The 19,479-nt window shown below is 63.7% G+C and carries 18 protein-coding genes; 8 read left to right on the top strand and 10 right to left on the bottom strand.

Annotated features, from left to right (window positions below; translation table 11 throughout):
• Positions 1-27: 27 nt before the first annotated feature.
• Entirely contained in the window at positions 28-1,254 is a 1,227-nt protein-coding gene (gene hemW / locus ASU23_RS31405; RefSeq protein ID WP_058039409.1) for a radical SAM family heme chaperone HemW, read from the bottom strand.
• 504 nt (positions 1,255-1,758) lie between these two features.
• Between hemW and ASU23_RS31395 the strand changes: the two genes are divergently transcribed.
• The 7 genes from ASU23_RS31395 to ASU23_RS31365 all read left to right on the top strand — a co-directional run bounded on the left by ASU23_RS31395 (position 1,759) and on the right by ASU23_RS31365 (position 9,000).
• A complete protein-coding gene (locus ASU23_RS31395; protein ID WP_058039407.1) occupies positions 1,759-3,489 on the top strand; it encodes a nitrite/sulfite reductase in 1,731 nt (576 codons plus the stop codon).
• Positions 3,486-4,199 (top strand): phosphoadenylyl-sulfate reductase, encoded by a 714-nt coding sequence (locus ASU23_RS31390; protein WP_003944488.1) that lies wholly within the window; start codon positions 3,486-3,488, stop codon positions 4,197-4,199. The genes ASU23_RS31395 and ASU23_RS31390 overlap by 4 nt, the downstream gene beginning before the upstream one ends.
• Entirely contained in the window at positions 4,196-5,131 is a 936-nt protein-coding gene (gene cysD, locus ASU23_RS31385) for a sulfate adenylyltransferase subunit CysD (RefSeq protein WP_058039499.1), read from the top strand. Before ASU23_RS31390 ends, cysD begins: the two co-directional genes overlap by 4 nt.
• Positions 5,131-6,417, top strand: coding sequence for a sulfate adenylyltransferase subunit 1 (locus ASU23_RS31380; RefSeq protein WP_058039406.1), 1,287 nt, complete (start codon positions 5,131-5,133; stop codon positions 6,415-6,417). Before cysD ends, ASU23_RS31380 begins: the two co-directional genes overlap by 1 nt.
• A gap of 4 nt (positions 6,418-6,421) precedes the next feature.
• Positions 6,422-7,177 carry a sirohydrochlorin chelatase gene (locus ASU23_RS31375; protein ID WP_058039405.1) on the top strand — a complete coding sequence of 252 codons (756 nt, stop codon included), beginning with the start codon at positions 6,422-6,424 and terminating at the stop codon, positions 7,175-7,177.
• 94 nt (positions 7,178-7,271) lie between these two features.
• The gene (locus ASU23_RS31370) at positions 7,272-8,048 is read left to right on the top strand and encodes a DUF998 domain-containing protein (RefSeq protein WP_030536614.1); all 777 of its coding nucleotides are present in this window, start codon (positions 7,272-7,274) and stop codon (positions 8,046-8,048) included.
• Between the two features lie 55 nt (positions 8,049-8,103).
• Positions 8,104-9,000 (top strand): universal stress protein, encoded by an 897-nt coding sequence (locus ASU23_RS31365; protein ID WP_003944544.1) that lies wholly within the window; start codon positions 8,104-8,106, stop codon positions 8,998-9,000.
• Between the two features lie 125 nt (positions 9,001-9,125).
• On the opposite strand, the gene ASU23_RS31360 is transcribed toward ASU23_RS31365, so the two are convergent.
• The 6 genes from ASU23_RS31360 to ASU23_RS31340 all read right to left on the bottom strand — a co-directional run bounded on the left by ASU23_RS31360 (position 9,126) and on the right by ASU23_RS31340 (position 13,478).
• Positions 9,126-10,175: a sulfate/molybdate ABC transporter ATP-binding protein gene (locus ASU23_RS31360; protein WP_007731046.1), complete on the bottom strand. Its 1,050-nt coding sequence runs from the start codon at positions 10,173-10,175 to the stop codon at positions 9,126-9,128.
• Positions 10,172-10,978: a sulfate ABC transporter permease subunit CysW gene (gene cysW, locus ASU23_RS31355; RefSeq protein WP_003944503.1), complete on the bottom strand. Its 807-nt coding sequence runs from the start codon at positions 10,976-10,978 to the stop codon at positions 10,172-10,174. Before cysW ends, ASU23_RS31360 begins: the two co-directional genes overlap by 4 nt.
• Positions 10,975-11,823, bottom strand: a complete 849-nt coding sequence (gene cysT, locus ASU23_RS31350; protein WP_030536617.1) for a sulfate ABC transporter permease subunit CysT — start codon at positions 11,821-11,823, stop codon at positions 10,975-10,977. Before cysT ends, cysW begins: the two co-directional genes overlap by 4 nt.
• Before the next feature lie 7 nt (positions 11,824-11,830).
• Complete coding sequence (locus ASU23_RS31345) at positions 11,831-12,862, bottom strand: sulfate ABC transporter substrate-binding protein (RefSeq protein WP_003944569.1); 1,032 nt, start codon at positions 12,860-12,862, stop codon at positions 11,831-11,833.
• Between the two features lie 196 nt (positions 12,863-13,058).
• Positions 13,059-13,148 (bottom strand): Ms4533A family Cys-rich leader peptide, encoded by a 90-nt coding sequence (locus tag ASU23_RS35380; RefSeq protein ID WP_309599318.1) that lies wholly within the window; start codon positions 13,146-13,148, stop codon positions 13,059-13,061.
• Between the two features lie 123 nt (positions 13,149-13,271).
• The gene (locus ASU23_RS31340; protein ID WP_007731042.1) at positions 13,272-13,478 is read right to left on the bottom strand and encodes a hypothetical protein; all 207 of its coding nucleotides are present in this window, start codon (positions 13,476-13,478) and stop codon (positions 13,272-13,274) included.
• Between the two features lie 82 nt (positions 13,479-13,560).
• Between ASU23_RS31340 and ASU23_RS31335 the strand changes: the two genes are divergently transcribed.
• Positions 13,561-15,519, top strand: a complete 1,959-nt coding sequence (locus ASU23_RS31335) for a glycoside hydrolase family 15 protein (RefSeq protein WP_003944557.1) — start codon at positions 13,561-13,563, stop codon at positions 15,517-15,519.
• Positions 15,520-15,575: 56 nt separating this feature from the next.
• On the opposite strand, the gene ASU23_RS31330 is transcribed toward ASU23_RS31335, so the two are convergent.
• From ASU23_RS31330 to lepA, 3 genes are all read right to left on the bottom strand, one after another.
• On the bottom strand, positions 15,576-16,556 hold the full coding sequence (locus ASU23_RS31330; RefSeq protein WP_231783562.1) for an ABC transporter substrate-binding protein: 981 nt from the start codon (positions 16,554-16,556) through the stop codon (positions 15,576-15,578).
• Positions 16,557-16,636: 80 nt separating this feature from the next.
• Entirely contained in the window at positions 16,637-17,566 is a 930-nt protein-coding gene (locus tag ASU23_RS31325) for a nitronate monooxygenase family protein (protein ID WP_047270792.1), read from the bottom strand.
• Positions 17,567-17,572: 6 nt separating this feature from the next.
• A complete protein-coding gene (lepA, locus tag ASU23_RS31320) occupies positions 17,573-19,465 on the bottom strand; it encodes a translation elongation factor 4 (protein WP_058039404.1) in 1,893 nt (630 codons plus the stop codon).
• Between the last annotated feature and the right edge of the window lie 14 nt (positions 19,466-19,479).

The raw sequence follows: 19,479 nt of genomic DNA, 5'->3' as shown, positions 1-19,479 counted from the left end.
CATTACGCGGCGAAGGATAGTGGCGCGTCAGGTCAGGATCGTGCGAATCACCGCATCGGCGAGCAGGCGACCACGGTCGGTGAGAACCACGTGATCGTTCTCGATCACGGCCAACCCGTCGACTACCACCTGTTCGGCCGAAAGGCGTTCGGATGCAGACAGTTCCGACAACGGAAGTCCCGTACGCAACCGTGCGGTCAGCATGACGCGCTCCATGTGTTCGTCCTCGGCGGTCAGTTCTTCGCTGCCGCCGACGGGAAGTTCGCCGAGCGCCAACTGTTCCGCGTACCGCGCCGGGTGCTTGACGTTCCACCACCGCACTCCGCCGACGTGACTGTGCGCACCCGGACCGGCGCCCCACCAGTCACCGCCGTCCCAGTAGCCGAGGTTGTGACGGCAACGGGTGTCACCGGAGTCCGCGGTTTCCGCTTTTGCCCAGTTGGACACCTCGTACCACTGCAAGCCTGCTTCGGCGAGACGTGAATCGATCCGTTCGTATCGTGAGGCCAGCACGTCGTCGTCCGGGGCCGGCAACTCGCCGCGCCTGACTTTTCGAGCCATCGCGGTGCCGTCCTCGACGATCAGCGCGTAGGCCGAGACATGGTCGACGTCGGCGGAGAGAACCGCGTCGAGCGAGGCGTCGAGATCCTGGTCGCGCTCCCCCGGCGTTCCGTAGATCAAATCCAAATTCACGTGCGAAAAACCAGCTGCGCGAGCCTCTTTCGCGGCCGCGACGGCGCGGCCGGGAGTATGCGTGCGGTCGAGGATCTTCAGAACGTGCTGGGCGGCCGACTGCATGCCGAGGGAGATCCGGGTGAATCCGGCGTTGCGCAGAGCACCGAAGAATTCCGGCGAGGTCGATTCGGGGTTCGATTCCGTGGTCACCTCGGCGCCCGATGCCAAGCCGAAACTGCTGCGCACCGCCGACAGCACATCGGACAGACCGTCGCCGCCGAGCAGCGACGGTGTTCCGCCACCAACGAACACCGTCTCCGCCGCCGGGGCGCCCGTCATCTCGGCTGCGAGATCGAGTTCGCGCCGCAGACCTTCCAACCACGACTGCGGCGACGCCGAGGTTCCGAGTTCACCGGCCGTGTAGGTGTTGAAATCGCAGTACCCACACCTGGTGGCACAGAACGGGACGTGGATGTAGATCCCGAACGGCCGTTTCCCGACACCCTCGAGCGATCGCGCGGGCAAGGCGAAGGGTGTCGCCTCGCTCTGTCGAGTGGGAGTCGTGCTGGTGGCATTCACGACTCCAGTGTCCCAGCATCCGGAACACACACCTATTCAGCCTGCGGTGCAGGTCGGCACGTGGCTTGAACTCGATATTTCCCCCGTTTTTCGTGGAAATATGTCCCCGAGTCGGAATTATCGAGTTGACGTGGCACAATGGTCCGCATGACCGGACTCGGAGTGCGACTTGTGGCGCGTCGCCATGTCGACTTCAAGCGTGTGTGCAGCTCGTCGTGTCTGCACCTGTGTAGCTGTTGATCTTTCACTGATCTTCCAGCCTTTCCCGCTCATCTCCATCTGCTTCACCGAAACAACTCTCTGCAGAGACACTTCGTTTTCAGAGATACAGCTTCTCCAGCTGTTCGTTTTCGTGAGCACACCTGCCGGCCGCGAGCTTTCCGAGACCGAGGACAGCCCCCTCGCTTTCCGACACGGACCGGTGCGTCCCGATCAGACACCGCCACAGTTCATCGATAGTGCGTGCCGCGTGCCGATCAACCGCCCAGATCCAGGAGTTCATCGATGACGTCGACCACCGACGCCGCCACACCCGCCGATTCGGCAGCACCTGCCGAAGCCCGGCCTGCACGCGCTGCGCGTCCCGCCAAGCGTCGCGCCGAAGGTCAGTGGGCCCTCGGTTACCGCGAGCCTCTCAACGCCAACGAGCAGGCCAAGAAGGACGACAACCCGCTCAACGTTCGGGCCCGCATCGAGAACATCTACTCCAAGCAGGGCTTCGACAGCATCGACAAGGGCGACCTTCGCGGCCGCTTCCGCTGGTGGGGTCTCTACACCCAGCGCGAAGAAGGCTACGACGGCACCTTCACCGGCGACGAGAACATCGACCTGCTCGAGGCCAAGTACTTCATGATGCGCGTGCGTTGCGACGCCGGCGCTCTGAACGTCGAGCAGCTGCGCACCATCGCCGGTATCTCGAAGGAATTCGGCCGGAACACCGCCGACCTGTCGGACCGTGAGAACGTTCAGTTCCACTGGATCGAAGTCGAGAACGTCCCGGAGATCTGGAAGCGCCTCGAAGCCGTCGGGCTCAAGACCACCGAAGCGTGCGGTGACTGCCCTCGCGTCGTCCTCGGTTCTCCCCTGGCCGGCGAATCGCTCGACGAGGTCCTCGATCCCACCCCGGCGATCGACGAGATCGTGCGCCGCTACATCGGCGACCCCAAGTACTCCAACCTGCCGCGCAAGTTCAAGACCGCTATCTCCGGTCAGCAGGATGTTGTTCACGAGATCAACGACATCGCCTTCATCGGCGTGAACCACCCCGAGCACGGCCCGGGCCTCGACCTCTGGGTCGGCGGCGGACTGTCCACCAACCCGATGCTGGCGCAGCGCGTCGGCGCCTGGATTCCGCTCGACGAGGTCCCCGATGTCTGGGAGGGCGTCGTCTCGATCTTCCGTGACTACGGCTACCGCCGTCTGCGCGCGAAGGCCAGGCTCAAGTTCCTCGTCAAGGACTGGGGTATCGAGAAGTTCCGCGAGGTTCTCGAGACCGAGTACCTGAAGCGTCCGCTCATCGACGGCCCCGCGCCCGAGAAGCCCAAGCGCCCGATCGATCACGTCGGTATCCAGAAGACCCGCAACGGCCACAACGCAGTCGGTTTCGCTCCGATCGCCGGCCGCGTCTCGGGAGACATCCTGGCTCAGGTCGCCGACGCCGCGGAGAAGGCCGGCAGCGACCGGATCCGCTTCACTCCGTACCAGAAGCTGATCATCCTCGACGTCGCCGACGAGACGCTCGAGCCGCTCATCGCCGATCTCGACGCGCTGGGCCTTCCCGCCCGACCGTCACACTGGCGCAAGAACCTGATGGCCTGCTCCGGCATCGAGTTCTGCAAGCTCTCGTTCGCCGAGACCCGCAAGCGTTCGCAGGTGCTCGTGCCCGAACTCGAACAGCGTCTCGCCGACATCAACAGCCAGCTCGACGTGCCGATCACCATCAACATCAACGGTTGCCCCAACTCCTGCGCTCGCTCGCAGATCGCCGACATCGGCTTCAAGGGCCAGCTCGTCGACGACGGTGAGGGGAATCAAGTCGAGGGTTTCCAGGTTCACCTGGGAGGCAGCCTCGGATTCGACAGCGCCTTCGGACGCAAGCTGCGCCAGCACAAGGTCACCAGCGTCGAGATGGGTGACTACATCGACCGCGTCGTACGTCAGTTCGTCAAGAACCGCAACGAAGGTGAACGGTTCGCCGAATGGGCAGTGCGCGCAGACGAAGGAGATTTGCGATGACAGTGGACATTTCGCGAGCAACTGCCGACGAGCTTCGGTCCATCGCCGAGCGCGGTGCAGTAGAACTCGACGGAGCCGGCGCGCAGGAACTGTTGCAGTGGACCGAGGACACGTTCGGTGACTCGTACATCGTGGCGTCGAACATGCAGGACGGGGTGTTGGTTCACCTTGCCGCACAGGTGCATCCGGGCGTCGACGTACTCTTCCTCGACACCGGCTACCACTTCCCCGAAACCATCGGCACGCGTGACGCGGTCGAGCAGGTGTACGGCGTCAACGTCATCAACGCTCGTGCGCTGGCAAGCGTCGCCGAGCAGGATGTCGCCGAGGGCAAGGATCTGTTCGCCCGTGATCCCAACCGCTGCTGCGCACTACGCAAAGTCGCGCCGCTCAAGCAGACACTGTCCGGGTACAGCGCATGGGTGACCGGCATCCGCCGCGTCGAAGCGCCCACCCGCGCCAACGCTCCCCTGATCTCCTTCGACGAAGCCTTCGGACTCGTGAAGATCAACCCGATCGCTCCCTGGTCGGACGAGGAGATGCAGAACTACATCGACACCAATTCCATCCTCGTCAATCCCCTTGTCGACGAGGGATATCCGTCCATCGGCTGCGCACCCTGCACCAGCAAGCCAGCCCCCGGCAGCGATCCGCGTAGCGGTCGTTGGGCCGGTGCCTCCAAGACAGAATGCGGGTTGCACGCATCATGACAGTTGACTTGACACCTTCGCGGCCTCAGCTCGACGGCACACAGTTCGATACTCTCGACGCCCTCGAGTCCGAAGCGATCCACATCTTCCGAGAGGTGGCCGGCGAATTCGAACGCCCGGTCATTCTCTTCTCGGGCGGTAAGGACTCCACCGTGCTGCTGCACCTGGCGATCAAGGCCTTCTGGCCTGCGCCGTTGCCGTTCACCCTGCTGCATGTCGACACCGGCCACAACCTGCAGGAAGTCCTCGACTTCCGCGACCACGTGGTGGCCAAGTACAACCTGCGCCTGCACGTGGCCAGCGTCGAGGAGTACATCGCGGACGGTCGCCTCACCGAGCGTCCCGACGGTATCCGCAATCCTCTGCAGACCGTGCCGTTGCTGGACGCGATCTCGGAGAATCGCTTCGACGCCGTCTTCGGTGGCGCTCGCCGCGACGAGGAGCGGGCACGTGCCAAGGAGCGGATCTTCTCACTGCGCAACGCTTTCGGCCAGTGGGATCCCAAGAAGCAGCGCCCGGAGCTGTGGAACCTCTACAACGGTCGCCACTCCCCCGGCGAGCAGGTGCGCGTCTTCCCGCTCAGCAACTTCACCGAACTGGACATCTGGCGTTACATCGCTCGCGACAATGTCGAACTCGCCAGCATCTACTACGCCCACCAGCGTCCGGTGTACCAGCGCGACGGCATGTGGATGACCCCCGGAGTCTGGGGTGGGCCGGCTGACAGCGAAGAGCTGCAGACCCTTTCGGTGCGATACCGCACCGTCGGCGACGGTTCGACCACCGGTGCTGTTCTCTCCGATGCGGCCGACAACGAAGCGATCCTCGCCGAGGTTGCGGCATCACGTTTGACCGAGCGCGGCGCGACCCGTGGCGACGACCGAGTTTCCGAAGCGGCCATGGAAGACCGCAAGCGAGAGGGCTACTTCTGATGAGCGATCTGCTCAGACTGGCAACTGCCGGCAGTGTCGACGACGGAAAGTCCACCCTCGTGGGCCGCCTGTTGTACGACACGAAATCCGTTCTCGCCGACCAGATCGACGCCGTGACCCGTGCGTCGGTGGACCGCGGTCTCGACACCCCTGACCTCTCGCTCCTGGTGGACGGACTGCGCGCCGAGCGTGAGCAGGGCATCACCATCGACGTGGCGTACCGCTACTTCGCGACCCCCAAGCGCACCTTCGTGCTCGCCGATACACCGGGCCACGTGCAGTACACCCGCAACACGGTCTCCGGTGCCTCGACGGCTCAGCTCGTGATCCTGCTGGTCGATGCTCGCAAGGGCGTCATCGCGCAGACTCGCAGGCACGCAGCGGTTCTCGCGTTGCTCGGTGTCCCGAAGCTCGTTCTCGCCGTGAACAAGATCGACCTCGTCGAGAACCCCGAAGAGGTCTTCACCTCGATCTCCGCCGAGTTCAACGAACTCACCAGCTCACTTGGCTGGGCAAGCGAAGACGTCGTCGAGATCCCGGTGTCGGCACTGCACGGTGACAACGTCGCCATCCGCTCCGACAAGACCCCGTACTACACCGGCCCCACGCTGATCGAGCACCTCGAGTCGATTCCGGTCGACGCCGAGCCACATCGCGTCGGTCTGCGTTTCCCGGTGCAGTACGTGATCCGCCCCCGCACCGCAGAGTTCCTCGACTACCGCGGCTACGCCGGTCAGGTCGCTGCCGGTTCCGTCGTGCCCGGCGACGAAGTGGTGATCCTGCCCTCGGGTACGCGCACCACCGTCACACGTATCGACACGGCCGACGGCGAACTGGACGTCGCCCACGCCGGACGCAGCGTCACGCTGATCCTGGCCGACGACGTCGACGTCTCTCGCGGCGACACCATCGCATCGCCGTCCGACGCACCCGAGCCGATCGGCGAATTCGACGCCACTGTCTGCTGGCTGGCCGAGAAGTCGCTGCGCCCCGGTGCACGTCTGCTGCTCAAGCACGGCACGCGAACGACGCAGGCCATCGTGGGCAGCTTGGTGGAACGCTTCAACGAGCAGGACCTCACCACGGATCAGGGCCCGGAAACGCTCGAGCTCAACGAGATCGGCAAGATCTCCATCCGGGTGGCCGAGCCGATCGTGGCTGACGACTACGCCGTCAACCGCCACACCGGCAGCTTCCTGCTGATCGATCCCGCTGGTGGAAACACTCTCGCAGCCGGCCTGGTGGGCGACGTCATTTCCGCTGTCGAATTGGGCGAGCGCGTCTAAGTCGATGGTTCCGCTCATCGCTGTTGCGCACGGCAGCCGTGACCCCCGTTCTGCTCGGGTGATCGCGGCTGCTGTGGCAGCTCTTCGTGAAGTCCGGCCAGACCTCGATGTCCGGCTGGCGTTTCTCGACCTCAATGCACCGTCCATCGATCAGGTCCTGGACGGAGTTGCACACGACGGCCACACTCACGCCGTTGTTGTTCCGATGCTGCTGGGCAATGCCTTCCACGCCCGGGTAGATCTGCCCGGACTCTTGGCCGCTGCCGCGACACGCCACCCCCAGTTGACCGTGTTCCAAGCAGACGTACTGGGTCGCGATGCTCGGCTGATCGAGGCAGTACGCGAGCGAATTCTCGAAGTGGGTGCCCGGCCGGACGATCCGTCGGTCGGTGTCGCTCTTGCGGCAGTCGGCTCGTCCGATGCGCGCGCCAATGCCGCGACCGCAGAATTGGCGTCCACTCTCCTCGGCGGAACCAACTGGTCGGGCGTTCGAATCTGTTTCGCGACATCCGCGGAACCGACAGTTGCCCAGGCGATCTCCGCACTCGAGCAGGACGGCGCCGAACGTGTTGTCGTCGCGCCGTGGTTCTTGGCTCCCGGCCTACTGACCGATCGACTCAGCGCTGCCGCAGCAACTGCATGTCCGCGCGCGCGTTTCGCCGACACGATCGGTGGGCACTCTCTACTGATCGAAACGATGATCGACCGTTACCGACAAGTCGCTGATGCACTACCCGGCCGTCTGGTCCGCTCCGCCTGATCCGGTTTCACAGGCCGTTATCAGATTGTTACCGTAGTGTTGGATCTGTCCAGCTCGCGAAGGTACCTCCTTCGCCTGCGAAACAGATCTTTGGGTGCAATCCCCTCAGAGCGCGGCGAGAGGGAACACCATCACTCACAATCTTCGCCTCGGCACAGCCGGCATCGCATGGGTCCTGTCGGTGCTCTACCTGCTTGTCGAAATCTTCACAGCCGGAGCATGGAAGACGCCGTACAGTTTCGCGCGCGACTCCATCAGTTCGCTGGGCGTGACGACATGCAGCGTGGATTCATGTTCGCCGATGCACGACGTGATGAACGCGGCCTTCATGATCCTCGGTGCGCTCACCATCCTCGGTGCGGCCTTGCTGCACAAGTACATTCCGGACGGTCGTGCGAAGAAGTGGATTCTCGGTCTTGCCGTCGTCGTTGCATTGAGCACCGCGGCCACCGGCCTCTTCCCGGCGAACGACGGGACCTTCGTTCATTGGACCGCCGTACTTCCCGGCTTCGTCGCACGTCATGCCGTTCTCGTCCTCATGGCAATTCAATTCTGGAAGCACAGCAAATGGATCGCAGTGTGGTCAGGGCTGTGCGCGGCTACCGGAATCGTCGGTGCCGTACTGCTTCTCGGACGAACCCTCACTTTCGGCCTTGGTGAACGCCTGACGCTGTACCCGCTGCCTATGTGGATGGCCGTCACCGGCGTCGCGGCCCTGCTCGCGTTGATGCGCCGAACCGTGTTGAAGAACGTGGAACTGACACTGTCCGGTAACGGATTCATCACCGCTCTGTTGTCGTTGCGCCCGCGTCGATCTCGCGCGGCAGTGCCCACCGACGTTCTCGCACCACGGGAGCTGACCGGTTTGTAGCGAACCGGGGGTGAGCAGGGACACACTGGTAAGGAGGCGACGCGAGGAGACTTCCATGACCAGTGCATCTGTTCGACACGGAATCGTGGCCGGTATCGACGGCTCGGCAAGCGCGGTCAACGCCGCGAGGTGGGCAGCTTCGGCTGCAAAGAGATTCGACGAACCACTTCGCCTGACCCACGTGCTGCCAGGACAACCCGAGTCCGGTGGCGGTACCAATGTCACCGACGAAGAGATGTTCGACCACCACCTTCGCGTCGAGGGTGCAAAACTGCTCGACGAGGCCGAGGACGCCATCCGCGATGATCACACCGACGTCACCGTCGAACGTGGCCTCGTGACCGGTACTCCCGCAACCACACTCGTCGAACTCTCGAAGTCGGCTCGCATCGTTGCACTGGGTCAGGCCGGCACCAGCGAAATGCAGTCCGTGTTTCTCGGATCCGACACCATTCGGGTGGTCAACCGCGCGCACTGTCCCGTGGCCGTATTCCGCGGTACGGGTGATCACGCGATGGCCGACACCAGGCCCATCGTCGTCGGCGTCGACGGGAGCAAGCTCAGCGAACTCGCCGTCGCGCATGCCTTCGAATTTGCCGCGTTCCTCGGCGCACCTTTGGTTGCGGTCCACACGTGGAACGAGCACGCCTCGCTGGGCGGGTATTCCGAAGCCAGGCGCTTCGTCGACTGGGGACCGTACGAACAGCATGAGCATGCACTGCTGTCCGAGTGCCTCGCCGGCTGGACGGAGAAGTACCCCGATGTCGAGGTCACCCGCAGTGTCCAGCGCAGCGGACCGATGAAGGCACTGCTCGAGCACTCGGCGGAAGCCCAACTCGTAGTCGTCGGTAGCCACGGCCGCAGCCCGTTCATGGCGTCGATAGTCGGTTCGACCAGTCAGAGCCTCATCCACCACGCCCAGTGCCCGGTCCTCGTCTGCCGAGAGGGCTGAACTCGTCTCGCTGTTGCCCGACCCCCACCTCTGAGCGAACGGCACTTTCGGCGCCATCAGGAGACCGAAAGTGCCGTTCGCTCAAACAGGAGTGGGGGTACAACAGGTCGAACAGGGCGAGCGGGTCATACCTGGCCGACCACGCTCACCGTGACCGGCTCCTGCACCGGCGTCGACACCGGGGTCTCCGGCAGATCCGGCACCCGGGTAGCACGCGCGTACACCGTCTCCCCCGCCTCGAGGTGCAGCGCTGCACTGTCACCGCGCGTGACCTGAGCCGAGAAGAGCTCGCCGGTTGCCTCGTTGCGCAGGTCCACTCGAACCTCGAAGCCGAGGTACACGACGCGCTCGACGGTTGCGCGTGTGACGCCGAGCGACTCGGCCGTTCCGGATTCCTGCGCGAGAGCCATGCTCGGATCGCGGCCGAGACGGATGTCATGCGGACGGACCAACTGCCCGTTGAGCTTCGCGACGGATCCGAGGAAGGACATCACGAAGTCGTTGGACGGGCGGTCGTACAGGTCGGCAGGTTCACCGATCTGCTCGATCCGCCCCTTGTTCAGCACCGCGATGCGGTCGGCGACGTCGAGAGCCTCTTCCTGGTCGTGGGTGACCAGGACGGTGGTGACGTGCACCTCGTCGTGCAGGCGACGCAACCACGTGCGCAGGTCGGCACGCACCTTCGCGTCGAGCGCGCCGAAGGGCTCGTCGAGCAGGAGCACCTGCGGATCCACAGCCAGAGCGCGTGCCAACGCCATGCGCTGACGTTGACCGCCGGAGAGCTGCGCGGGGTACCGATGCTGAAAGCCGTCGAGACCGACGATCCCCAGTAGTTCGTTGACCTTCTTCTCGATCTCCGGCTTCGGGCGCTTGCGGATCTTGAGCCCGAACGCCACGTTGTCGCGCACGGTCATGTGCTTGAACGCCGCGTAGTGCTGGAACACGAAACCGATGTCACGCTTCTGCGGCGACACGCCGGTGACGTCCTTGCCTGCGATGGTGATGGTTCCCGAATCGAGTTCTTCGAGCCCTGCGATCGAACGCAGCAACGTCGACTTTCCCGAGCCACTGGGCCCGAGCAATGCCGTCAACGAACCCGAGGGAATGTTGACCGTCACGTCGTCGAGCGCCGCGAAATCACCGTAGTTCTTGCGGGCCCCGGTCACTGTGATCATGTGGTGCTCCTCTTACGGTCCAGCAGCGTCATCAGCAACAGGACAATGATGGCGATGCCCATCAGCAGCGTTGCCGCCGAATACGCACCAAAGGTGTTGTGGTCGTCGATGTATCGCGAGTGCACCAGCAACGTCAGTGTCTGGGATACCCCCGGGAAGCCGGAAGAGACCATGATGACTGCGCCGAATTCACCGAGCGAACGCGCCACCGTCAACACGATTCCGTATGTCAAGCCCCAACGGATCGCGGGCAAGGTGATCCGCCAGAACGTCTGCCAACCAGAGGCACCGAGCGTCGCGGCTGCTTGTTCTTGCTCGTCGCCGATCTCGTGAAGTACGGGTTCGACTTCCCGGACGACGAAGGGCAGCGTCACGAAAATCGTCGCGATCACCATGCCTGGCAACCCGAAGATGACTTTGAACCCCAACGATTCGATGCCGCCGAACCAACCGTTGGCACCCCACAGGAGAATCAACGACACACCGACGACGACGGGCGAGACCGCGAAGGGCAGGTCGACCACCGACTGCAGAACTCCGCGGCCCGGGAACCGACCACGCACGAGTGCCAGAGCCGTGACGACACCGAACACCACGTTGATCGGAACCACGATCGCCACGATGATCAGCGAAAGATTCAGCGCGGAAATCGCTGCCGGTGTCGTGATCGATTCGAGAAACGGGCCGATTCCGTTCTCGAACGTTCGCGTCAGGATCACACCGATCGGCACGACCAGCAACACGAACAGGTAGACGAGAGCGATGGTCCGCAGACCGATCTTCGATCCTCTGGACACGTTCATCGGGAACTCTCCTCACGTCGCTGTCCCCGCGAGGCGAAGATTCGCAGGACGAACAGCGTCACGAATGCGATGGCCAGCAACGCTACCGAGACGGCAGCGGCGTTGGTCGGACGATCGATCTCGATCTGCTGCTGAATGTACTGCGACGTCATCTGTGTCACGCGTGGGATGTTGCCGCCGATCAGAACGACCGAGCCGTATTCACCGATCGCTCTGGCGAACGCGAGGCCCGCACCGGAGATGACGGCAGGCGCCAACGTCGGGAGAACAACCGAGCGAAAGATCGTCCAGTTGGAAGCTCCCAACGACGCAGCGGCCTCCTCGACTTCGCGGTCGACCTCCATCAGCACCGGCTGCACGGAACGGACGACGAACGGCAAGGTCACGAAGGCCAATGCCACGATCAGTCCGGGCTGAGTTGCATTGAGATGGATGTCGATCGGTGACTGCGGGCCGTAGAGGGACAGCAGCACGATCGATGCCACGATGGTCGGTAGCGCGAACGGCAGATCGATCATCGAGTTGACGATGCGCTTGCCCGGGAAGTCGTCCCGGACCAGCACCCACGCGATGATCGTGCCCATCACGACGTTGATCAATGCCACGATCACCGAGACCAACAACGTCACGCGCAACGACGCCAAGGCGACGGGTGCGGTGACGGCGTCCCAGAATCCGGAGATCCCCTCGTCGAACGCGGTGGCGGTCAACGCGGCGAGCGGAAGCAGAACGATGACGGAGAGCCACAGGGTGGCCACTCCGATTCCGAGCGGCCCCACACTCCCCGTGACCCGCGCGAGTTTTCGCCGACGAGCCACGGGGGTGGGGTCAATAGTGTCAGTCACGTCAGTCTTACTTGGTCGCGTTGTCGTAGATCACTGCGATCGAACCGGTGTCCTTGGTGAACAGAGCACTGTCCACGGCCTTCCAGCCGCCGAGGTCTGCAATGGTCCACAGCTTGGTCGGCTCGGGGAACTTGTCGGTGAACTTGGCAGCGACGGCGGGATCAACGGGACGGAATCCTGCTTCGGCCCAGAGCGTCTGACCCTCGGTCGTGTACAGGTAGTCCTTGAACGCGGTCGCCTTGTCGAGGACCTTGCTGTTCGAGATCACGGCAACGGGGTTCTCGATCTTGAAGGTCGTGGGCGGGGTGACGTGCTCGACCGGGTCGCCGTTGCCTTCGATGAACAGTGCCTCGTTCTCGTAACTGATCAGAACGTCACCGCTACCCTGCAGGAAGGCTTCCGAAGCCTCGCGTCCCGACTTGGGCTGGATCTTGACGTGATCGTTGACCAAGGCGGTGACGTAGTCGAGCCCCGCCTGCGGGTTTTTGCCACCGTCGCTCTTGGCGGCGTACGGCGCCAAGAGGTTCCACTTGGCCGAGCCGGAGCTGAACGGGTTCGGCGTGACGACCTCGAGGCCGGGCTGAAGCAGGTCGTCCCAGTCCTTGATGCCCTTCGGGTTCCCCGGACGCGTCACGATGGTGACTACCGATCCGAACGGAATTCCGTTGTAGGCGTCCTGGTTCCAGTTCTGATCGACCAGACCGGCATCGACCAGGCGGGTGATGTCGGGCTCGACGGAGAAGTTGACGAAGTCTGCCTCGGCACCGTCCTTCACCTTGCGCGACTGGTCGCCCGAGGCGCCGTAGGAAGGATTGAAGTTGACGTTCTTGCCCTCGTCGGTCGCCTGGAAGGCTGCGGTGAGCTTGTCGAAGCCAGGCTTCGGCACGGCGTAGGCGAACAGGTTGATCGTGCCGGCGCTACCGTCGCTGGCGGCGCTGTCACCACCCACGGTGTCGCTCGAGCCACCACTGCACGCTGTGAGTACCACGGCCCCCATGGTCGCGATAGCAGTGAGAAGTGTGCGGGAACGGCGTTTCATTGCAGATACCTTCCTGAAAGGACTGACAAACGAGGGTTGGTCAAACGACAAGTCCGAGACCTCTGGGGCTGATTCCATCGGGATGTTCAGACATGGAGAGCCGACGGGCGATGAGCCCTGAATCGGGGGCGCGAGTTACGCGCAGAGAAGTTCGAGTGGGGTGCGCAGCACCACCGGAGAGGTCGAACTCAGGAAATCAACAACAGGCGACGTCAGCGACGTCGAGCATGCCGACAGCAATCAACGCCAACTGGTGGCGGATTACGGGAGCTGTTGCTTCGGACACGCGGTGGACTTTAGCAGAGCACCGGCGCCCGCTCTAATCGGGAGAACTAACGGGTGAGAAGCCACGCGACGATCACGAGGAGAATCAGGGCTATCAGGGCGAGAGTGACCCGTGAGCGGGGCATCAGCTTTCCTCTACTTCTCGAGAATTCCTACGCAACCAGCCGAAGAGCGGCAGAGCGAGAACGGCGGCCAACACGCGATCCAGACCGATGGCCACCAGGCGGCACAGCGGAACGACGACGATCAGGACCAACGCGACCTGCGGGATGAACGGGAGCCCCGCCATCCACAGCTCGAAGCTGTCCCACCAATCCGCTATCCGATCCACGCCAACACCCTATCCTTCGGACGATACGGTCCCGACAGCGTGTGGATTGGACGTGTGCCGATTCTGGCCGGATGATGGCCGAATGAGTGCTGACGACGAAGTGGTGCAGACGATTCCTCCCGCCTCCACGGGTCACCATCGAAGCAACTTTCCCCCGATCGACGACTATGCGTTTCTTTCCGATTGCGAAACCTCGTGCCTGATTGCCCGTAACGGATCTGTCGAGTGGATGTGCGTTCCCCGCCCGGACTCCCCCAGCGTGTTCGGTGCCATCCTCGACCGCAGCGCAGGCCATTTCCGTATCGGCCCCTACGGCCAGAACGTGCCGGCCGCTCGGCGCTATCTGCCGGGTGGACTCATTCTCGAAACGACCTGGCAGACCGAGACCGGCTGGCTCGTCGTCCGTGACGCCCTGGTTCTCGGTCCCTGGCACAACGTCGACAAGCGATCGAACACGCACAAGCGCACACCGACCGACTGGGATGCCGAACACACTCTTCTCCGTACGGTCAAATGCGTCAGCGGCACCGTCGAACTCGAGATGAGCTGTGAGCCGGCGTTCGACTATCACCGTGGCACGGCGAATTGGGAGTACACCGGAAAGGTCTACGAGGAAGCAACGGCAACGTGTCGCTCCGCCAAGCCCGGCGACCATCCCACTCTGCGCTTGACCACCGATCTCCGACTGGGTCTGGAAGGTCGTGAGGCACGGGCCCGGACGCGACTGGTCGAAGGCGACAACGTGTACGTCGCGCTCTCGTGGTCGGATCTTCCCGCGCCGCAGACGTTCGACGAGGCCGCCGACAAGATGTGGCAGACGTCCAAGTCCTGGCGTGAGTGGGTGACGATCGGCAAGTTCCCCGATCACCCGTGGCGCGGATACCTGCAGCGCAGTGCGCTCACACTCAAGGGGCTCACCTACGCACCGACCGGAGCCCTGCTTGCGGCTTCGACGACCTCGCTACCGGAAACACCAGGCGGAGAACGCAACTGGGACTACCGCTACGCGTGGGTTCGCGACTCCACCTTCGCACTGTGGGGCCTCTACACGCTGGGGTTGGACCGTGAGGCCAACGACTTCTTCAACTTCATCTACGACGTGTCGAGTTCGGACAACGGTCAGCCGCATCCCTTGCAGGTGATGTACGGCATCGGCGGCGAGCGCACGCTCGAGGAATCCGAACTCAACCATCTGTCCGGCTACGACGGCGCCCGTCCGGTGCGTATCGGCAACGGGGCGTTCGATCAACAGCAGCACGACATCTGGGGCACCATGCTCGACTCGGTGTACCTCCACATCCGTACCCGCGAGCGCGTCCCCGAGGCGTTGTGGCCGCTGCTCAAGAAGCAGGTCGAGGAAGCGATCAAGCATTGGCGCCAGCCCGACCGCGGGATCTGGGAGGTGCGCGGTGAACCGCAGCACTTCACGTCGTCGAAGATCATGTGCTGGGTCGCTCTCGATCGCGGCGCCAAGCTGGCAGAGATGCAGGGCGAGAAGAGCTTTGCACAGCAATGGACGGCCATCGCGGACGAGATCAAGGCCGACATCCTCGCGCACGGTGTCGACTCGCGCGGAGTTCTGACACAGCGGTACGGCCACGATTCACTCGACGCGTCGCTCTTGTTGGCACCGCTGCTGCGCTTCCTGCCGGCCGACGATCCGCGCATCCGGGCGACGGTGCTGGCGATCGCCGACGAGCTCACCGAAGAGGGGTTGGTCCTGCGCTATCGCGTCGACACCACCGACGACGGATTGAGCGGTGAAGAAGGAACGTTCACCATCTGTTCCTTCTGGTTGGTGTCCGCCCTCGTCGAGATCGGCGAACTGGATCGGGCAAAGCATCTCTGCGAGCGTCTGCTCGGGTTCGCGAGCCCGCTCAAGCTGTACGCGGAGGAGATCGACGCGCACACCGGTCGCCATCTGGGTAATTTCCCGCAGGCGTTCACACACCTGGCGCTGATCAACGCCGTGGTCCATGTGATCCGCGCCGAGGAAGCTGCCGAAGCCGGAGCTTTCCAGCCCGCGCACAACGCAACCTAGACCCCTGCTGTGCGCCTTTATTAACCGCCCGCGGTTAATAAAGGCGCACAGCAGGTCTAGCCGGCCACCGCTTCGAGCTGCGGCGTGATCGATTCGAGCGAGTACTTCAGCGACAGCGACGACGGAGTGTTCAACCCGGCGACAGTCGGATAGTCGACGATGGCCAATCCGCCACCCTTGACTGCAGGCAGGTCGGCAAACCCCGGCAGCTTCATCATGTCGTCGAGCGACCCGCCGTTGGGCAGCAGCACCACGACGTCGGCGCTGAGAGCGTCGACCCGTTCCGGGCTGAGTATCAGCCGGCCACCGGTCACACCGGCCTCGTCGACCAGCTTGGGCGGCAACGACATTCCCAGACGCGTGAACAGTCCCGAAGCACCGTCCTTGGGATCAGCGACGATCACCAACTGCGACGTCGGGAAGACGTACTGCGACAAAAGAGCGGTCTTACCCTTCAGCCCCGGCAACCGCTGTGCGAGCGCATCGATCTGCCCGTTTGTCGCCTCGACGATCTCGTCGGCTCGCGACTCCTTGTCGAGAACCCGGCCGAGAATCTCCACCTGGTCCTGCCACGGATCGACCTGGACGTCGGACAGACCGGCAATTGTCGGAGCGATCTTGCTCAACTGGTCGAAATCGTTCTGATCGGCGACGGAGAACCCGCCGAGAATCAGATCGGGATCCAAGGCTGCAATTTCTTCAGCTTTGAGCGGGACACCGAACTGCTGGATCGCCGAGCGATCGAGTTCCTTCGCCGACGCGTCCACGCCACTCTCCCACGGGAACAGACCACGCTCGTCGCCCATCGGGCCGGCAGCCAGGTACCCCACCGGCTGGATTCCGAGTTCGAGCAGAGCGTCGAGCCACTGGGTGTCGGCCGCGACGATGCGCGTCGGCGTCCCGGTGATCGTGGTGGCGCCGAACTTGTGGTCGATCGTGGTGACCCGACCGCCCGCGATCTCGTCGGCGTCCGAGGACGAACATCCGCTGATACCTACGACCAGCGCTCCCAAGAGAGCCACCGCCGAAAACTTCATCGCACGCACGAAAATACTCCTCCACTAGTTAGCAGAGGCTTACCTTCTCATATGGGACCCGGCTGTGTCCGACCTTGCTTTCAGGCGAAACGAGAGAGCAGACGCTCCGCATCGGCGCCGATGCGTCGAACCACGTCGCCGGCCGGATGGGTTCCGTGTACGAGTCCGACAGCTTCTCCGGCGTAGACGACTCCGCTGTGGGGATCCGAGGGGTCGTACGCCTTTGCCAGCATTTCCTCATCGGCGTCGACTCCGTGCCAGGCGGCGGTGAACTCGTTGGCCACCGCGCGGCCACCCCACCGCTGCGGCCACGGTTGACTGCGCGCTCGGTCGAACACCGAGGTGTAAATCGTGTCGGCACTTCCGGCTTCGACGACGCGCTCGCGGGCATAGTCCGGCCCGACCGTCTCCGGGCTGGCGAGCAGCGCCGTTCCGATCATCACGCCTTCCCCGCCGGCCGCCAGGACTGCGGCCAAACCGCGGCCGGTCCCGATTCCGCCGGCCGCCAGTACCGGAAGTGATGTCGTTTCGAGGATCTCCTGCAGCAGCGGCAAGGTTCCGATTCGGCCCGTGTGACCGCCTGCCTCACCGCCTTGCGCGATCACGCCGTCGACACCCGCGGCCTCGACAATGCGAAGGTCTTCGAGCGTATTGATCTGTGACACAACGGGAATGCCCGCATCGTGGATTCGTCCGACATACGAGGCGGGATCACCGAACGACAAGGTGATCATGGTCGGCTCGACGGCAATCGCGGCGTCGAGCATCAACTCGTTCTCGGGCAGCGACCACGTCATCAGGCCGACGCCGAACTTTCCGCCGATCGAGCGGGCCACCTCGGCTTCGGCCTCGATCCACTCCGGTGTGTTGTACCGAGCCGCGCCGAGCAGCCCCAACCCGCCGGCCGCCGAAACAGCTCCGGCGAGCGCGCCGCCCGCGCGACCACCCATGGGCGCCCCGAGAACCGGGATTTCGATTCCGAACTCTCGGGACAACCAGGTGGTGACCATGCGCTCCTACTTCTTGGGCTTCTCGCCGACCGATTCCGACGTCAAGGCCGCCACGAATGCTTCCTGCGGCACCTCGACGCGACCGATGGTCTTCATGCGCTTCTTGCCTTCCTTCTGCTTCTCGAGCAGCTTGCGCTTACGGCTGATGTCGCCGCCGTAGCACTTGGCGAGAACGTCCTTGCGGATTGCGCGAATGTTTTCGCGCGAGATGATCTTCGCGCCGATCGCGGCCTGGATCGGAACCTCGAACTGCTGGCGAGGAATCAGCTCACGAAGCTTCGACGTCATGCGTCCGCCGTAAGCGCCGGCGTTGGAACGGTGCACGATCGAGGAGAACGCGTCGACGGCCTCGCCCTGCAGCAGGATGTCGACCTTCACCAGATCGGCCTGCTGCTCACCGGCCTCCTCGTAATCGAGGCTGGCATAACCCTTGGTGCGGGACTTGAGGGCGTCGAAGAAGTCGAACATGATCTCGCCCATGGGCAGTTCGTAGCGCAGTTCGACGCGAGTCTCGGAGAGGTAGTCCATGCCGCCGAGCTCACCGCGACGGGACTGGCACAGCTCCATGATGGCGCCGACGTACTCACTCGGGGCGATGACGGTGCACTTGGCGACGGGCTCGTAGACCTCGCGAACCTTGCCTTCCGGCCAGTACGACGGGTTGGTGACGATGACCTCGGCCCCGTCCTCCATCACGACGCGGTAGACGACGTTGGGCGCGGTGGAAATCAGTTCGAGGCCGAACTCACGCTCGAGGCGGTCGCGGGTGATCTCCATGTGGAGCAGGCCGAGGAAGCCGCAGCGGAAGCCGAATCCGAGGGCAACCGACGTCTCGGGTTCATACGCCAGGGCCGCGTCGTTGAGACGGAGCTTGTCGAGGGCATCGCGCAGCACGGGGTAGTCCGAGCCGTCCATCGGGTAGAGGCCCGAGTAGACCATCGGCTTGGGATCGCGGTAGCCGACCAGCGGTTCGGTCGCGCCGTTGCGGGTGGTGGTGACGGTGTCACCGACGCGCGACTGACGGACATCCTTCACACCGGTGATGAGGTAGCCCACCTCGCCGACGCCCAGACCGATACTGGCCTTCGGCTCGGGGGAAATGATGCCGACCTCGAGCAGTTCGTGTGTAGTGCCCGTGGACATCATCGTGATCTTCTCGCGGGGACGGATCCGACCGTCGACCACACGCACGTAAGTGACCACGCCGCGGTAGGCGTCGTAGACGGAGTCGAAGATCATCGCGCGGGCGGGACCGTCAGCATCGCCGACAGGCGCAGGTACCTGCTTGATCACCTCGTCGAGCAGTTCCTTGACGCCCATACCGGTCTTACCCGAGACGCGCAGGACATCACCGGGCTCGCAGCCCGTGATGTGCGCGATCTCTTCGGCATAGCGGTCGGGATCCGCGGCCGGGAGGTCGATCTTGTTGAGGACGGGAATGATCTTGAGATCCTTCTCCATCGCCAGGTAGAGGTTCGCCAGCGTCTGAGCTTCGATGCCCTGAGCAGCATCGACCAGCAGAATTGCGCCCTCGCATGCTTCGAGCGCACGGGAGACCTCGTACGTGAAGTCGACGTGGCCGGGAGTGTCGATGAGGTGGAGGACGAACTCTTCGCCGTCGACGGTCCAGGGCAGACGAACGTTCTGAGCCTTGATGGTGATGCCGCGTTCACGCTCGATGTCCATGCGGTCCAGGTACTGCGCACGCATCGCCCGCTCTTCGACCACACCGGTGAGCTGAAGCATGCGATCTGCCAGCGTCGACTTACCGTGGTCGATGTGCGCGATGATGCAGAAGTTCCGGATCCGCGCAGGATCCGTGAACGTCTTGTCGGCGAAGCTGCTGATGGGAGACCCCTTAGTCGGACCGGCACCGGCCCGGATCCGGGCCACTGTCAACCCTCAGGATATCC

It is taken from the genome of Rhodococcus sp. KB6 (assembly GCF_001445685.1).
Taxonomy (GTDB): Bacteria; Actinomycetota; Actinomycetes; order Mycobacteriales; family Mycobacteriaceae; genus Rhodococcus_F; species Rhodococcus_F qingshengii.
This window is presented reverse-complemented; position numbering and strand designations above follow the sequence as displayed.

Bases quoted from the DNA above. Each gene is read 5' to 3' on its own strand.
- ASU23_RS31395 (WP_058039407.1), top strand. From the start codon at position 1,759: ATGACGTCGACCACCGACGCCGCCACACCCGCCGATTCGGCAGCACCT.
- ASU23_RS31390 (WP_003944488.1), top strand. From the start codon at position 3,486: ATGACAGTGGACATTTCGCGAGCAACTGCCGACGAGCTTCGGTCCATC.
- cysD (WP_058039499.1), top strand. From the start codon at position 4,196: ATGACAGTTGACTTGACACCTTCGCGGCCTCAGCTCGACGGCACACAG.
- ASU23_RS31380 (WP_058039406.1), top strand. From the start codon at position 5,131: ATGAGCGATCTGCTCAGACTGGCAACTGCCGGCAGTGTCGACGACGGA.
- ASU23_RS31375 (WP_058039405.1), top strand. From the start codon at position 6,422: ATGGTTCCGCTCATCGCTGTTGCGCACGGCAGCCGTGACCCCCGTTCT.
- ASU23_RS31365 (WP_003944544.1), top strand. From the start codon at position 8,104: ATGACCAGTGCATCTGTTCGACACGGAATCGTGGCCGGTATCGACGGC.
- ASU23_RS31360 (WP_007731046.1), bottom strand. From the start codon at position 10,175: ATGATCACAGTGACCGGGGCCCGCAAGAACTACGGTGATTTCGCGGCG.
- cysW (WP_003944503.1), bottom strand. From the start codon at position 10,978: ATGAACGTGTCCAGAGGATCGAAGATCGGTCTGCGGACCATCGCTCTC.
- ASU23_RS31345 (WP_003944569.1), bottom strand. From the start codon at position 12,862: ATGAAACGCCGTTCCCGCACACTTCTCACTGCTATCGCGACCATGGGG.
- ASU23_RS31335 (WP_003944557.1), top strand. From the start codon at position 13,561: ATGAGTGCTGACGACGAAGTGGTGCAGACGATTCCTCCCGCCTCCACG.
- ASU23_RS31330 (WP_231783562.1), bottom strand. From the start codon at position 16,556: ATGAAGTTTTCGGCGGTGGCTCTCTTGGGAGCGCTGGTCGTAGGTATC.
- ASU23_RS31325 (WP_047270792.1), bottom strand. From the start codon at position 17,566: ATGGTCACCACCTGGTTGTCCCGAGAGTTCGGAATCGAAATCCCGGTT.